Source organism: Nonomuraea sp. NPDC003560, from assembly GCF_042878785.1.
GTDB lineage: Bacteria > Actinomycetota > Actinomycetes > Streptosporangiales > Streptosporangiaceae > Nonomuraea.
This window is the reverse complement of record NZ_JBIAOF010000010.1, coordinates 353,787-366,983: the sequence shown is the minus strand read 5'-3', so window position 1 is coordinate 366,983 and position 13,197 is coordinate 353,787. Positions and strand designations below refer to the sequence as shown.

Genomic DNA, 13,197 nt, shown 5'->3' with positions numbered 1-13,197 from the left:
GCGGCGCGGCGAAGCTAAGGCTGCGGGGTCCGCTGCTGCGATCTCACCCGGGCGGTGAAGGCCTCGATGGCGTCCACGAGCGCCTCGAAGCGGACCGAGTGGTACAGGTCGAAGGCGTGGTTGCCGCCACGCAACTCGGCGTAGACGACGGGGGCGGCCGACGTACGGCGGAGCTGGTCGGCGAAGTGCCTGGCCTCGGCCACCGGCACCAGCGGGTCCAGATCGCCGTGGGCCACGAAGAACGGCGGCGCGTCCGCGGTGGCGTGGGCCAGCGGCGCGGACTGCGGGTCCCCGTCGAAGTAGGTGCCGTACCAGCCGTTCAGGTAGACGGCGCCGGTCACGGAGGTGTCGGCCTGCTCGAAGCCCGGCTGGTAGGCGGGGTCGTTGGGGGTGAGCGCGGCCAGCGCCGCCATGTGCCCGCCCGCCGAGCTGCCCGCGACGAACAGCGTCGCGGGGTCGGCGCCGTACTCGTGGCCGTGCTCGCGCACCCAGGCGATGATCTTCTTGAGGTCGATCAGGTGGTCCGGGTGCTGGGACTGGGGCCGCAGCCGGTAGTTGGCGCTGACGCACACCCACCCCTGGGAGGCGAGCCGGTAGAGCAACGGCAGCGACTGGCTGTTCTTGTGGCCGCTGTCGTAGTGGCCGCCGTGCAGGTGGATCATGACGGGCGCGTCCTGCGGACGCGAGCGGTGGTGGTAGACGTCGAGCAGGTTGCGCCGGCCTGCTTCGCCGTAGGACAGATCGGCCACCCGGCGGACGTCCGCGCGGCGCTTGAGGATGGGCAGGAACAGGATGCGACCCCACGGCGGACGACGGCGCAGTCCGGCGGCGAGGTCGGCGTCGATGGCGGCGCGCCAGCCCACGCCCAGGCCGGCGTCCATCGCGCGCCAGATCCTGGCCCGCTCCCCCAGGCCGCGGCAGGCGATGGCGGTGAGCCCGATCGTCGTCACGGCGGCCAGGGCGACGACCGCCCAGCCGCCCGGCGTGCGGATGTCCCCCTCGGCGAACGCCAGCGCCGTCGGGGCCAGCAGCAGCCAGAAGAAGGCCGCGAACGGCAGTTCGTTGGCGGCCAGCCCGAAGAAGTAGCTCACCCGGCCGAGCGCGCTCCACCCCGGCAGCGGCCGCAGCGCGAACAGCGTCCCGATCGCGACGAGTGCCACAGGGATCAGATATCCGACGGGCACCGAACCTCCAAAGCCGCACGTTTTTCGAACGCGCCAAGCCTCTCCCGCCCGGCCGCCCCGCATCTACGACGGATCCGATAACGTCCTTTAACCCTGAGATGAAGAATGCGGAGGCCCGCCCGTGGAGATGCGGGAGATCGAGATCTTCCTGACGCTGGCCGAGGAGCTGCACTTCAGCCGTACGGCCGAGCGGCTGGGCATCAGCCCCGCCCGCGTCAGCCAATCGATCAAGAAGCAGGAGCGGCGCATCGGCGCGCCCCTGTTCGACCGCACCACCCGAGCGGTCCGCCTCTCACCGCTCGGTGAGCAGCTGTACCAAGCGCTCAAGAGCGGCCACCGGCAGATCACGCAAGGGATCGCGACCGCTCAGGCCGCCGCCGACGGCACCGCGGGCACACTGACCCTCGGCACGATCGGCCCGCTCTCCACGCAGATCAAGGACGTTCTCGACCTGTTCCTCGCCCGCCACCCGAACGCCCGGCTCCAGCACCGCGAGATCCAGCCCGCCTCTCCGCTGGACCTGCTGAAGTCGGGCGAGGTGGACGTGGCGCACCTGTGGCTGCCGATCCGCGAGCCCGACATGACCATCAGACCGACCTCGCACGCCTCCGACGTGGTGTTGATGGTCTCCGCCGACCACCCCTACGCGGGACGAGACTCCATCTGCCTGGAGGACCTCGGCGACTGCACCGTGGTCGAGGGCCAGTCGATCCCCTCCTGCATGGAGGAGGTCTTCAACCCGTACCACACCCCTTCCGGCCGCCCCGTCCGCCGCGGGCACAAGGTCACCACCTGGCAGGAGACCCTCAGCGCCGTCGCCACGGGTCAGGCCACCGCCGGGGTCACCGCCGAGGCCGCGGCCTTCTACCCCTGGCCCAGCCTCGCCTTCGTCCCGATCCGCGACGCTCCGCCGTGCCGGTGGGCGTTCGCCTGGCGTACGGCGGCCGAGACCCCGCTCATCCGCGCCTTCGCCCGAGCAGCGGCCGACACCTCATGAGGGAGCCCGCACGGGGCGCGGGCTCAGGACAGGGGCACCTGCAGGGGGCGCCAGGTGGCCACCTTGACGGTCAGCGCGTCAGCCTGGGCGGGCAGGGCGTACAGCGACCAGAACTCCCTCGTCTCCCCCGCCTCGAAGTTCATCGCCGACAAGGCCACCCCTGAGGTGTTCGTGCATGCGCAGTACGTGCCCGGCTCCTCCCCCTCGGCCACGATCACGCGGGCCGGGCGGTACAGGCGGCGCGCGGCGGGGTCGGTCACCTGGATGTTCGTCGCGGCGTGGTGCTTGAAGGCGTTCCAGTCGTCGGCCCAGTTGAGGTCGTGGTACCACGCCTCGCCGTCACCCCGGTTGGTGATCGTGTAGCGGAGCAGGCCCAGGTCACCGGGCATCCGGCGGAAGGACGTCACCTTCAGGTCGAAGGGCACCCCCTTCGCGCGCACGGTCGCCGTCGTCCCCTCGCCCTCGGGCAGCGGGGACGCCGTGGTGCCGGCGGCCGGCACGTCAGCCGGCGCGGGCTTGGCGAACGTGATCGTCACCCGGCGGTTGCGGCGCCGTCCCTCGTCGGAGCTGTTGCTGTACAGCGGGCGGCGGGAGCCGTATCCACGGGCCCTGAACGTCACCTGGTCGCGCGTGATCAGAGGCATGAGGGCCCGGCGCACCGCCTCCGCGCGGCGGCGGGACAGCGGCTCGTTGACGGCGTCGGTGCCGGAGGAGTCGGCGTGGCCGTCGACCTCGATCGTCGTGTCCGCGGACGCGTCGATGAGCTTGGCCGCCTTGGCCAGCACCGTGCGGGCGCGCGGCGTGAGCGTCGCCTTGTTCAGCGCGAACAGCACGTCGGAGGAGAGGCTGACCTTGAGGTCGGCGCCGTCGTCGGTCGTCTCCTCGGTGCGGTCGAGCGACTGCGACGGCGTCTCGATGAGGTGGCTGACGGTCTCGACCTGGGACGCGTCAGGGTCGGGCAGTTGCTGACCGGGCGGCGGCATGGGCGGGTCGTCACTGATCGGGACGTCGACCATCGGCGGGCCGATCGGTGTGACGATCGTCGTGGTCGCCGGGTTGCCGGACGGCGCGGGCAGCACGGCGTAGACCGTCAGCGACTCGCCGGGGTCGATGATCGCTTCGAGGTCGTCGCGGTCGGGGTCGCTGCACAGGCATTCGCCGTCGGTGGGCTTGTACGGCATGAGCCATCGATGGGCCGGGGCGTCGAGCACCGCGATGCCGGCGGGCCCGCGCCACTTGAGCGGCCGCATCGGGTCGGCGAGCGGCGCCTGCCAGTGCAGCGGCTTGCCGGTGCCCGCGGACAGGCGCAACTGCACGATCAGGTGCTTGCCGCCGACGCGGTTGAGCCCGACGAGTTCGGCCTTGTAGTTCGGCTCGACGGTCCCCTGGACGGTGGCCAGCGCGGGCCGGGTGTCGCCGCCGCCGGACGTCGCGCTCACACTCGCGGAGGGCGAAGGAGCGCCGGCCGAAGGCGCGGGAGGCGGTGGGGTGGTCCCGCTCGCCGAGGGCGCGAGTGGTGGCTGACCACATCCGGCGGCTGTCAAGGCGACGGCGGCCAGGGCCATGATCCGGATACGCATGCCGGGCATTGTGCCATGACCACCCCAAAGGCGATCAGTCAAGGACAGCGTGGACGGACGCGCGCTCCTCGCCGAGCACCCTGGACTGGCCTCCATCGCGCGCCCGGTCACGGGCGGCGCAGCGCTCCTCCGCTCTACCGCGGCGGCGGAACACTGACCAGGTCGTCGTGGTCGGCGGTCACCTCGCTGGTGACGTCGACGACGCCCTCGACGGCGCGCACGGCCTCCACCGCCGCGATCGCCTGCGACCGGCGTTCCACGCGCCCGCCGAGCTTCACCACGCCCTGCTCGATCTCCACGGAGATCGCCCCGGACGCCGGGAGCACGGCCCGGACCTCGGCCTCCAGCTCCGCCCGCGGACGGGCGAAGACGCGCAGCACGTCGCGCTGGTGCAGGGTGCCGACGATGCGCCCGCTCGCCGGGTCGATCACCGGGAGCTGCTTGATGCGCCGGTCGTGCATGATCCGGGCCGCCTCGCGCACGGACGTGCCCGGCGTGACGGTGATCGCCGGGGTGGACATGAGCCGGGCCGCGGTGACGGCCGTCGCCCGGTGGTGCTCGTCCCGCCGGCGGTGGGGTTCGTACATCGACACGCTGTGCCGTACCGGGTCGATCTCCTTGAGCAGCAGGTCGTCCTCGGAGACCACGCCCACCGGGCGCCGGTCGGCGTCTATCACGGTGACCGCGCCCACCGCGTACCGTTTCATCGCGTTGAGGACGTCGGCGAACGACGCGTCCGCCAGCACGGCGATGGCCACCCGGCCCATGACGTCCTTGACCTCGATCGACATGGTGTACCTCCTTGCCACTCTCTCTCCATACTGCGCCTGTCCGGAGCGGTCCACGCAGGAGCGAACGTCCCCGGCGGCGGGGCCGAAGGCACTCACGTGACGGGGCTTTCGTCCCTGCGTGCCCGGCACGGCCCACGGTGACGGCGGAACGCCCACCCCGGGGTGCGGGGTGGGCGTCCGCGTCCGGGCACTACCTGAGCCAGGCGTTGCGGCGGACGATCGGCAGGTTGCCCAGCCCGAGCGTGGCGCCCGCGCCGGCCATGGCCAGGCCGATCAGGACGATGGCGTAGACGATGTGCTCGTCCAGGAACGGATTGTTGGCCAGCGGGAGCTCGGCGGCCCACATCAGGGTCAGCATGAGCGTGCCGGCGACCGCCGCGATCCGGGTGCCCACGCCCAGCACCAGCGCCAGGCCGATGCCGGCCAGGCCGGCCATGAACAGCCAGTCCACCCACGCCTGACCCGCCAGGGTCGAGAACAGGCCGCCCAGCGCGTTCTCGCCGGCGCCCTTGAGGAAGCCCGTCGTCGGGCTGCCGCCCGCGATCCACGCCTTGCCCGCCGGGGTCGCGAACCCCCACCCGAACGTCTTGTCCAGGAACGCCCACAGGAAGATCCAGCCGATCGCGATCCGGGCGACGGCCCAGACGTAGTCGACCGGACGGCGGCCGGCGGCGGTGATGCTCGGGTAGGTGACGGGCCTGTCGATCGTGGCGGCCATGACGATCCCCTTTCAGCGATGGTTCGTCGTTCTCTTCCGCGCCTCCATCGCACCGTTTTCCGCGCGCCGCGGGCAGTGTCCTACGACCGTCGGTCGAAGGACCTTGGTCCTCACCGCCGTGCCGCCGCGATGGCCGCGACCCCGTCTTCGGTGCAGCGCCCAGACGCCGCCGCCACACCCCGTAAATGACGACAATATGGCCATTTACCGACGCCGAAGTGACCGGGCCGTAATGGCACCTTTCTCCCGAATTTTCCCACGGAAAAACGTGTGGATCTTGTGTCTTGACCTGGGTGATGGCGCGTGTAAGGCTTCGTGCCAAATGATCTAGCGCCCGCGATCTGCCACGAAAGGCTGGGGCTTAATGGCGCATTTATCCTCTCTTCGTACCGTCAAGAATTCTGTCCTCCAACTGGAGGTCGAGGACGCCGAGGCCGCCTCGCTGGCCTCCTGGACCGGCCACGTCCGCTACACCCCGAAATACGGGTCGCGGAAGACCACCGCGGAAACCTGGGGGCTCGAACTCGCTCCCCTGTCCTCCCTCACGGCAGGCGTCAACTCGGTCCGCGGACGCGAACGAGAGCGCTTCTCCCTGGCGGGCGGCGAGGTCGTCGTCTACGACTGCGAGGACCCGTCCGACGCCAGGTGGGCCGCCTGGCTCGGCCCCTGGCACATGGCGCACGGGCTCTTCTACTCCCCCGAATGGGAGTCGGCCGACATCGTCGACATGTTCAGCCGCGTGACGTGGCAGGACACCCCCGAGGGCATGATGGCCGACGGCGGCAAGCGGTTCGACGTCTCCATGGAGCTCTACGCGATCTCGATCGCGGGGGTCGGCACCATGACGGTCGAGCCGAAGCAGGCGGGGATCAACCGCATTCCCAAGTGGCGGGGCTACGGGGCGCCCTCGGGCGAGCTGTGGCGGCTGCCCGCGCCCCCGTCCGACTCGGTGGCCCCCTTCCTGCTGGTCACCGACACCGCCATCGTCACGCTGCATCCCTGGAACGCCCCGAGCTACAACAAGGCGGGCGTGGCGGCCCGCTCGGGCGCGGGCACCCCGGAGACCGCGGCCGACTTCCTGAACAAGGTCAAGCGCGTCGAGTGGCGAGCCTGACGTGGAACCGCTGACCGCGGTGGTCATCATCCTGGCCGTCCTGGTCGCTCTGCTGTTCGCGGCGGGGGCCGGACTCTACCGGCGGGTACGCGAACTGGAACTGGCCACCTACAACGGGGTCGGCGTGCGCTTCGCCGTGGCCGGGTCCGAGACCCAGGCGAACGGGCTGGGCGTGCCCGGCGCCACGACCATGGTCATCAAGGTCAACCGTCGCTGCCCCATCTGCGACGACGTCCTGCGCGCCGCCGCCGGGATGGCGCCCGGCCTGCCCTCGGACCTGTCGTTCACGGTGTTGTCGGACGACCCCGGGTTCGACAAGTCCCTGCCCGATTCCATCCGGGTGATCAAGGATCCGGCGATCTGGCGCGCGGCGAGCGTGCCCTACAGCCCGGCCCTGCTCGTCGTGGACGAGAACGGCGTCGTGGTGTTCACGGCTCCGGTGGGGTCGGGAGAGGCGCTCACGGAGATCGTCGAGCGAGCGGTTGCGAACAGAAAGGGAGTGAAGCTGTGAAGGCCGAGAAGCGGACCTCGATACTCGACCAGATACCCAGCGCCGAGGAGATGCCCGCGCAGGCGTTGCCGACGCGGGTGGGCACCACGCGCGAGGGCTGGAGCAGGCGGCGCGTGCTCGGCATCGCCACCGGCGCCGCCGTGGCGACGGGGCTGGGCGTTCTCGACCTGCTGCCCTGGTCCAAGCCGCGCGGCGCGACGGCCGCCGCCTACACCGCGTGGGAGACCTGCCACGGCTTCGCCAACGCCAGCTCCGTCTGCGTGCCCTCGACCGCGCTCTACTCGGGCAACTGCTCCGGCTCCTGGCACCGCAACGACGGCGCGTCCGGCACCTGCTACAACCTCCGCTACACCCACAACCCCTCCAGCTGTGACGGCAACAACGCCTGGAAGTGGTACGGCGGCACCACCACCAGCACCCGCCGCATGTGCTCCGACGGCTGGTACGAGTACCACGACTGCGGCGGCGGCAACGTCTCCCGCTTCTCCATCTGCCGTACGGCGATCTGACCCGGGTCCATGAGCGACTCCGCCACCAGAAAATCCGTCCGCCTGCTGGTGCCCGGACTGGCACTGATCGCGGCGGCGGAGGCCCTGGTGCTGTGTTCGAGGGTTGCGGGCGCGGACACGAAGGGCTTCACCTGGCTGGTGGCCGCCCTCGTCGCCGGCTTCTCCCTCTCGGGCTCCGTTTGAAGCCTGAACAGCGCCTGGGTGCTGTCCTCGTCGGTCCGGCGGGGTGCTGATGTCGCCGGCTTCATCGCCGGATTGTTCGTGGGAGCGGGCGCCGTCACGTTCGTGCTGGTGGTCGTCGGCTCCGTGCTGCGGGCTCCGTTCCCCGCAGTGGTTCTGCAGATCATGGTCGCCGCGGCTGCGGTGATCTTCCTGCTGCGCGAGCTGGACGTGTTGTCCTTCCCGTTGCTCCAGAACGCGCGGCTCGTGCCGCAGTTCGTCACCAGGATCCCCTTCTGGGGCGCCGTGCAGTTCGGCGCCGAGATGGGCACGGGGATGCGCACGTACTCGCCGACAGGGCTGCCGCACATCATGGCGGTGGCGATCTTGTTCCTGGCGTCCTGGCAGGAGGCGCTCCTGGCGGGCGCCGGCTTCGCGGCGGCGCGGGCGATGATGCTCCTGACCTTCGCCCTCGCGCGGGACCGGATGGAGGCGGACACGGCGTTCTACTTCACACTGCCGAAGATGAAGGTCCTGTTCGTCGTGCTCGCGATGCCCGTGGTGGCGATGCTGGTGATCGGATGATCGCCCTCGTCGCCCGCTACGGGCTGGGTCTCGTCCTGGTGCTGGCGGTGCTCGGGAAGGCGCGCGACCTCGGCGCCTTCCGGAGCGGCCTGGCGGCCTTCGGGCTCCATGGACGGGTGGCCCGGGCGGGCGCCTTCACGGTGGTGACCGTGGAGGCGCTCGTCGCCCTCGCCGCCTTCTCCCCCGTCGCCGGCGACGTGCTCGTGGGCGTGGCCGGGACGTGTCTGGGCCTGTCGTTCACGGTGGCGCAGACGTATCTTCTGGTCATGGGCGAGCAGGCGGCTCCCTGCCTGTGCTTCGGCGCCGCGGAGCGGGCCTCGGCCCGCACGTTCGGCCGGGCGGCGCTGGTCCTGCTGATGGGGCTGGCGCTGTGGGGCGCCGCGGTCTGAGAACCGGCCCGACCCTCCGCCGGCCTCGCCGGGTGTTGCAAGTGAGGCGTCCACGACGGAGGGTTGGGCCGGTGACCGACGACGGGTTCGGCGAGAAGGTCATGATCGATCGGCTGCGCACGTGGCGACGGCCCCGCGGGCCGGCGTTCGTCCCGCGCAGGGCGCTGGTCGCCGGGTCGGCCGCCGTCATGGTGGTCGTCGGCGGTCTCACCGTCTTCCAGGCGCGTTCGCCCGCCGGTCCGGACACCGGCGTGACGGTGGCCTCGCCGCCGCACACCGTCCGGCCGCCCGCCCAGGCGCCGGCGCTGCCCGTCACCGGCCCGGCCGGGCGGGGCGTCCTGGTCTACACCGCCTGCCAGTCGCAGTGCCCCACCTTCCTGCTGCTCGCCGACGGCCGGCAGTTCCTGCTGGGCGCGCGGACCGTCAGCCCGCCGGGCAACATCACGCTCTCCCCCGACGGGCGCTGGCTCGGGCAACCCGTCAGAGGCGGGTACGAGGTCAGAGACCTGCTGGGCGTCGCGGTCCACCGGCTCGAACCGCCGGCCGGCGGCGGCGCGGACAGCGCGTACAGCCCATGGGCGTGGTCGGCGGACTCCCGGCGGCTGATCGTCGGCTACCACGCCAGCGGGGACGTGCGCTCCTACCGGACGCTGGAGCTCCCGAGCGGCAATGCCCGCGAACTCGACCTGCCGCCCGGACGGGAGCCGGTCGGCCTGCCGCCGTCGGGCGAGCCGCTCCTCCTCGACACCGGACGGCACGACAGGCCGCCGCTCGACCGGGTCACGCTGGAGCACGCCGGCACCGGCCGCGCCCTCACCCTGACGTCCGGCGCGGGCGTCCTCAGCGACACCGACCACGGGCTGTCCGTCCAGGTGAGCGGCGAGCGGATCTTCACCCTGGAGTACTCTGGCGACCGGATCACGGTGCTGGAGTTCGACGTCACGGGACGGCAGGTGGCCCGCCTGCCGCTGCCGGCCGGCCGGTTCCCGGTCGGGCCGGTGGACGGCGGCTTCGCCGTCGTCCAGGTGCCCCAGGACCAGGTCCGCGGGCGGCAGGAGCTGGCGGTGCTCTCCCCGTCGGGCGGCCGGCCGCTGTTCGACGTGCCCGGCCTGGCGGCCGTCGTCCTGCCGGGCGGGGCCCGGCACTAGACGGCCGTGGGGTTTCGCCCGGCGTCGGCGTTCAGGGACGGATGACGACGGTGTGCCCGGTGTGCTCGATCAGCTCGCCGACCACCGGGGCGCCGGGGATCTCCCCGGCGACCAGCAGCCCCCCTGAGGTCTGCGCGTCGGCGAGCAGCAGCAGGGTCTCCTCCGGGACGTCGCCGGGGTCGAGATGCGGGGCCACCCAGTCGAGGTTGCGCCGCGAGCCGCCGGGGACGAACCCCTCCTTCACGGCCTGCGCCGCGCCGTCCAGCATCGGCACGGCCGAGGCGTGCAGCACGGCGGTGACGCCGGAGGCGCGGGCCAGCTTGTGGAGGTGGCCCAGCAGGCCGAAGCCGGTGACGTCGGTGGCGCAGCGGATCCCGGCGGCCACGGCCTGGCGCGAGGCGTCCGCGTTCAGCCGGGTCATGGTCTCCACGGCGTGCGGGAACACCTCGCCGGTGTTCTTGTGCCGGTTGTTGAGCACGCCCAGGCCGAGCGGCTTGGTCAGGGACAGCGGCAGGCCGGGGCGGCCGGCGTCGTTGCGCAGCAGCCGGTCGGGGTCGGCGACGCCGGTGACGGCCAGGCCGTACTTGGGTTCGGCGTCCACGACGCTGTGCCCGCCGGCCAGGTGGCAGCCCGCCTGGGCGGCCACCTCCGCGCCGCCCCGCAGCACCTCGGCGGCCAGGTCGTAGGGCAGGAGGTCGGGGGGCCAGCACAGGAGGTTGAGCGCGACCACGGGCCGCCCGCCCATGGCGTAGACGTCGGAGAGGGCGTTCGCCGCGGCGATGCGGCCCCAGTCGTAGGGGTCGTCGACCACCGGGGTGAAGAAGTCGGCCGTGCTGATGAGCACGGATCCGTCCTGGGTGCGGACCACGGCGGCGTCGTCGCCGGATTCCAGCCCCACCACGAGCTCCGCCTCGGGATCTCGGGGGAACGGCATGCGTGCGTCGCCGAGCAGCGATTCCAGGTCCGCCGCGGGGATCTTGCAGGCGCAGCCGCCGCCTTGGGCGTACTGCGTGAGCCTCTTCATGATCACACCTTAGGACGATCACGGCCGCCATGATCGCTTTTCTGGCGGTTGATCATATGATGCCTGATCGGCCCCGGTACGAGACCTGGAGACACCGTGCTTCTCACGCCGAACGGACGTCCCTAGCATGACCGACCATCGTCGATCCATCCCGCGGACGGACACGCTGCTCGCCGACCCCCGGCTGGTCGAGGCCCGGCGGCGGTTCGGCCACGCCCAGGTCAAGGCCGTGATCGTCGCGGCGCAGCGGCGGGCCAGAGAGGGCGAGCTCGCGCCGGAGGACGTCCTGACCGCGGCGCTGGCGGCCCTGCCCGCCTCCGCCGCCGGCCTGCGGCCGGTGATCAACGCCACCGGCGTGCTGCTGCACACCAACCTGGGCCGCGCCCCGCTGTCGGACGCCGCCCGCCAGGCGGTGCAGCTGGCCGCCGGGGTCACCGACGTCGAGCTCGACCTCGACACGGGCGACCGGGGCAGACGGGGACGTACGGCGCTGGCCGCCCTGGCCGCCGCCGTGCCCGCGGCCGAGGCGGTCCACGTCGTGAACAACAACGCGGCGGCGCTCGTGCTGGCGGCCACCGCGCTGGCGGCGGGCGGCGAGATCGTGGTCAGCCGGGGGGAGCTGATCGAGATCGGGGACGGCTTCCGCCTTCCCGACCTGCTCGTCTCCACGGGTGCCCGGCTGCGCGAGGTCGGCATGACCAACCGCACCGCCCTGGCGGACTACGCCGACGCGATCGGGCCGCGGACGGGCCTGGTGCTGAAGGTGCACCCGTCCAACTACCGGATCGAGGGGTTCACGGCCGACGTCCCGGTGTCGCGGCTGGCGGCGTTGTGCCGCGAGCGGGGCGTTCCCCTCGTCGCCGACGCCGGCTCGGGGCTGCTGGCCCACGAGCCGCTGCTGCCCCGCGAGCCCGACGTCACGAGCTGGTTGACCGAGGGCGCGGACCTCGTCACCACCAGCGGGGACAAACTGCTCGGCGGCCCTCAATGCGGGCTGCTGTTCGGCCGCGCCGACCTCGTGGACCGGCTGCGCCGCCATCCCCTCGCCCGCGCGCTGCGGGTGGACAAGATCACCCTGGCGGCGCTGGAGGCCACGGTCGCGGGCCCGCCGACGCCGACCTGGGAGAGCCTGCACGCCGATCAGGCCACGCTGCGCTCCCGCGCCGAGGACCTGGCGGCCCGGCTGCGCGACAAGGGGATCGACGCCGAGGCCGTCGACAGCCGGGGCGTGGTCGGCGGCGGGGGCGCGCCAGGGGTGTCCCTGCCGAGCGCCGCCGTCGCGCTGGACCGGCGGGCGGCCGCCGCGCTGCGCCGGGCGCAGCCGCCCGTGCTCGCCCGGGTGGAGAACGGCCGCTGCCTGCTCGACCTGCGCGCGGTGCCGTCCGGCCACGACGGGACGCTGCTGGCCGCCGTCCTCACCGCGTGGCCGGAGGGCTGACCGGGCCCGCCGTGCACGACCGGGGCGGCGGCGTGACCGGGTAGCTCCGTGCCACCAGGGCCGCGTCGTGTCCCACCCAGCCGAGCAGGGCGGAGCCGCGGTTGCGCTGGAAGGGCAGTCCGACGTACGTCAGGCCGGGCACCGGGCTGATGCCGCCGGTGTGCAGCGGCACGCCGCCGGCCAGGGCGCCGGGCACCCGCAGCCAGCCGTAGTCGGGCCGGTAGCCGGTCGCCCAGATCACGACGGACGGCGTGACGGTCTGCCCGCCGGCCGTCCGCAGCCGGCCGCCGTCGGCGGAGACGACGCCGTCGACGACGCGGACGCCCAGGCGGCGCAGTCGTCCTGGGCCGATGCCGATCAGCGGGTCGCGCTCGCGGACGAAGCGGCCGAACCGCCCGCCGACCGGGGCGGTGACCACCCCGAGGGCCCGCAGCCAGGCGAAGACGTCGCGGCCGAGGACACGCTGGGGCAGCACCGGCTGACGCTTGCCGACCGCGAGCGTGACCTGCCGGTCCCGGCTCAGCTCGGCGGCGATCTGCAGGCCGGAGTTGCCGCCGCCGACCACGAGCACGGGCCCGTCGGGCAGGAGGCCCGGGTTGCGGTAGTCGGCACTGTGCAGGGCGACGATGTCCGGCCCGAGCGGCAGGGCGGGGACGTGCGGCCGCTGGAAGGGGCCCGTCGCGACCACGACGCCGTCGGCGGTGAGGACGTCCCGGTCGGTGACCGCCTCGAACCTCCCGTCCGCGGCGCGGCGCAGTCGTGAGACGGAGGCGCCGAGCCGGACGGGCAGCTCGAAGTGCGCCGCGTAGTCCTCCAGGTAGCCGGCCACCTCGTCCTTGCCGGGGTGGCGGTCGCCGTCGCCGGGCAGCGGCAGGCCGGGGAGCGAGCTGAGCCGGGCGGGGGTGAACAGGCGCAGGGAGTCCCAGCGCCGCCGCCAGGACTCTCCCACGCGGGAATGGGCCTCAAGGAGGAGCACGTCGTGCCCGGCCAGGCGCAGTTCCCGGCCTGCGGCGAGCCCTGCCTGACCGGCGCCGATGATGATGATCACAC

Annotated in this window: 15 protein-coding genes; 9 read left to right on the top strand and 6 right to left on the bottom strand. The window is 72.8% G+C overall.

What is annotated here, in order from left to right:
* Nucleotides 1-14 precede the first annotated feature (14 nt).
* Complete coding sequence (locus tag ACFYUV_RS35130; protein WP_387676408.1) at nt 15-1,160, bottom strand: alpha/beta hydrolase; 1,146 nt, start codon at nt 1,158-1,160, stop codon at nt 15-17.
* A gap of 151 nt (nt 1,161-1,311) precedes the next feature.
* Here ACFYUV_RS35130 and ACFYUV_RS35125 point away from each other — a divergent pair, with 151 nt between their 5' ends.
* Entirely contained in the window at nt 1,312-2,181 is an 870-nt protein-coding gene (locus ACFYUV_RS35125; protein ID WP_387676631.1) for a LysR substrate-binding domain-containing protein, read from the top strand.
* Nucleotides 2,182-2,204: 23 nt separating this feature from the next.
* Here the strand turns inward: ACFYUV_RS35125 and ACFYUV_RS35120 are convergent, their stop codons facing one another.
* The 3 genes from ACFYUV_RS35120 to ACFYUV_RS35110 form a co-directional block, all read right to left on the bottom strand.
* Nucleotides 2,205-3,620: an OmpA family protein gene (locus tag ACFYUV_RS35120; RefSeq protein WP_387676405.1), complete on the bottom strand. Its 1,416-nt coding sequence runs from the start codon at nt 3,618-3,620 to the stop codon at nt 2,205-2,207.
* A 275-nt stretch (nt 3,621-3,895) separates the two neighbouring features.
* Nucleotides 3,896-4,552 carry a CBS domain-containing protein gene (locus ACFYUV_RS35115; protein ID WP_387676402.1) on the bottom strand — a complete coding sequence of 219 codons (657 nt, stop codon included), beginning with the start codon at nt 4,550-4,552 and terminating at the stop codon, nt 3,896-3,898.
* A 190-nt stretch (nt 4,553-4,742) separates the two neighbouring features.
* Nucleotides 4,743-5,270 carry a hypothetical protein gene (locus ACFYUV_RS35110; protein ID WP_387676399.1) on the bottom strand — a complete coding sequence of 176 codons (528 nt, stop codon included), beginning with the start codon at nt 5,268-5,270 and terminating at the stop codon, nt 4,743-4,745.
* Nucleotides 5,271-5,634: 364 nt separating this feature from the next.
* On the opposite strand from ACFYUV_RS35110, the gene ACFYUV_RS35105 reads away from it, so the two are divergent.
* The 7 genes from ACFYUV_RS35105 (at nt 5,635) to ACFYUV_RS35075 (ending at nt 9,685) form a co-directional block, all read left to right on the top strand.
* Complete coding sequence (locus tag ACFYUV_RS35105) at nt 5,635-6,384, top strand: hypothetical protein (RefSeq protein WP_387676396.1); 750 nt, start codon at nt 5,635-5,637, stop codon at nt 6,382-6,384.
* Nucleotide 6,385: 1 nt separating this feature from the next.
* Nucleotides 6,386-6,895 carry a hypothetical protein gene (locus tag ACFYUV_RS35100; RefSeq protein ID WP_387676393.1) on the top strand — a complete coding sequence of 170 codons (510 nt, stop codon included), beginning with the start codon at nt 6,386-6,388 and terminating at the stop codon, nt 6,893-6,895.
* Nucleotides 6,892-7,404, top strand: coding sequence for a hypothetical protein (locus tag ACFYUV_RS35095; protein ID WP_387676390.1), 513 nt, complete (start codon nt 6,892-6,894; stop codon nt 7,402-7,404). The genes ACFYUV_RS35100 and ACFYUV_RS35095 overlap by 4 nt, the downstream gene beginning before the upstream one ends.
* A gap of 9 nt (nt 7,405-7,413) precedes the next feature.
* Nucleotides 7,414-7,587 carry a hypothetical protein gene (locus tag ACFYUV_RS35090; RefSeq protein WP_352328893.1) on the top strand — a complete coding sequence of 58 codons (174 nt, stop codon included), beginning with the start codon at nt 7,414-7,416 and terminating at the stop codon, nt 7,585-7,587.
* A gap of 18 nt (nt 7,588-7,605) precedes the next feature.
* Nucleotides 7,606-8,148: a hypothetical protein gene (locus tag ACFYUV_RS35085; protein WP_387676387.1), complete on the top strand. Its 543-nt coding sequence runs from the start codon at nt 7,606-7,608 to the stop codon at nt 8,146-8,148.
* The gene (locus ACFYUV_RS35080) at nt 8,145-8,537 is read left to right on the top strand and encodes a MauE/DoxX family redox-associated membrane protein (protein WP_387676384.1); all 393 of its coding nucleotides are present in this window, start codon (nt 8,145-8,147) and stop codon (nt 8,535-8,537) included. Before ACFYUV_RS35085 ends, ACFYUV_RS35080 begins: the two co-directional genes overlap by 4 nt.
* A gap of 71 nt (nt 8,538-8,608) precedes the next feature.
* Nucleotides 8,609-9,685: a hypothetical protein gene (locus ACFYUV_RS35075; RefSeq protein WP_387676382.1), complete on the top strand. Its 1,077-nt coding sequence runs from the start codon at nt 8,609-8,611 to the stop codon at nt 9,683-9,685.
* Between the two features lie 31 nt (nt 9,686-9,716).
* Here ACFYUV_RS35075 and selD read toward each other — a convergent pair whose 3' ends face one another.
* Complete coding sequence (gene selD, locus ACFYUV_RS35070; RefSeq protein WP_387676379.1) at nt 9,717-10,709, bottom strand: selenide, water dikinase SelD; 993 nt, start codon at nt 10,707-10,709, stop codon at nt 9,717-9,719.
* A gap of 127 nt (nt 10,710-10,836) precedes the next feature.
* Here selD and selA point away from each other — a divergent pair, with 127 nt between their 5' ends.
* Entirely contained in the window at nt 10,837-12,147 is a 1,311-nt protein-coding gene (gene selA / locus ACFYUV_RS35065) for an L-seryl-tRNA(Sec) selenium transferase (RefSeq protein WP_387676376.1), read from the top strand.
* Here the strand turns inward: selA and ACFYUV_RS35060 are convergent.
* On the bottom strand, nt 12,125-13,195 hold the full coding sequence (locus tag ACFYUV_RS35060; RefSeq protein WP_387676373.1) for a flavin-containing monooxygenase: 1,071 nt from the start codon (nt 13,193-13,195) through the stop codon (nt 12,125-12,127). The genes selA and ACFYUV_RS35060 overlap by 23 nt on opposite strands.
* Nucleotides 13,196-13,197 lie beyond the last annotated feature (2 nt).